Origin of the sequence: Corynebacterium sp. KPL2838, assembly GCF_040225455.1 — a bacterium.
Classification (GTDB): domain Bacteria; phylum Actinomycetota; class Actinomycetes; order Mycobacteriales; family Mycobacteriaceae; genus Corynebacterium; species Corynebacterium rhinophilum.
In genome coordinates, this window is record NZ_JBEHFT010000077.1 from 1 (window position 1) to 1076 (window position 1076).

Genomic DNA, 1076 nt, shown 5'->3' on the forward strand with positions numbered 1-1076 from the left:
TGAAGCGTCCTGGGTTTAGTTCCGCTTCTTTTACGGCCCTGTGTTGATGGGCTGGGTGAGATAGTACTCGGTTTCTACTTCCTGTGGGGTGGCGTAGTCCAAAGCTTCATGAAGCCGCTTGGTGTTCCACCAATGCACCCACCGCAAGGTGGCCAGTTCGACTTCTCCGACCGACGTCCACGGGCCTTGGGCATGAATCAGTTCAGCCTTGTAGAGACCGTTGACTGTTTCGGCTAGCGCATTGTCGTAAGAATCGCCGACTGTTCCCACACTCGGGCGGATTCCTGACTCAGCTAGCGCAGTGGAATACTTCCACGACACATACTGGCTGCCCCGATCGCTATGGTGAATTAACTGGTTTCCATGAATTCGCCCTGCAGTCGTTAACGCATGCTCCAAAGCCTCCATCGGCAGCGCGTCGGTGCGCATTGTCGATCGTGTAGCGACACCAACAATTTTTCGGCTGAATACATCCACGACAAATGCGGTGTAGGCGAATCCTGACAGGGTGCGAACGTAGGTAATGTCGCCCAACCCACAACCTGCCTGGCGCCTGCGCACGGAAGTCTCGCTGTACAAGGTCTGGGCGATGATCCGGTGCCTTCGGGCTAATCGTTGTCACAGGGGTTCGTCCACGTCGGCGGCCGGAAACACCTGCGAGTTTCATCAGACGTGCGGTCTTGTCGCGGCCGATATGAAAGCCTTCACGGTTCATGGCGTGCCACATTTTGCGGATGCCGTAGACCGAGAAGTTTTCCGCATGCACACGTTGTATCTCTGGGATGAGCAGGCTATCGCTTAAGGCTCTTGCGCTGGGAACACGTGTGGTGGCTTTGCGGTAGCCGCGTGAGGTGATGAATCCACGATCTGCTTGTTTAAGGACTCTGCAGATGGACCCGGGCCCCAAACTGATCTTTATACGCGTCGATGTAAGAGATCATTTGGTCTTAGGGTCGGTCGAGTTCCGCTGCGAAAAAAGCCGAAGCAGTCTTAACAATCCCGTTTGCTCGTTTCAGTTCGCGGTTTTCTCGGCGCAGACGCCCCAAGCTCTTCTTCCATTGTTTCGCCGCCTGAAG

1 pseudogene is annotated in these 1076 nt (G+C 55.3%); it reads right to left on the reverse strand.

Annotated elements, in window-relative coordinates:
• Positions 1 to 30: 30 nt before the first annotated feature.
• Positions 31 to 1076: pseudogene (locus ABRP98_RS11725) on the reverse strand (IS3 family transposase); the annotation flags it as partial.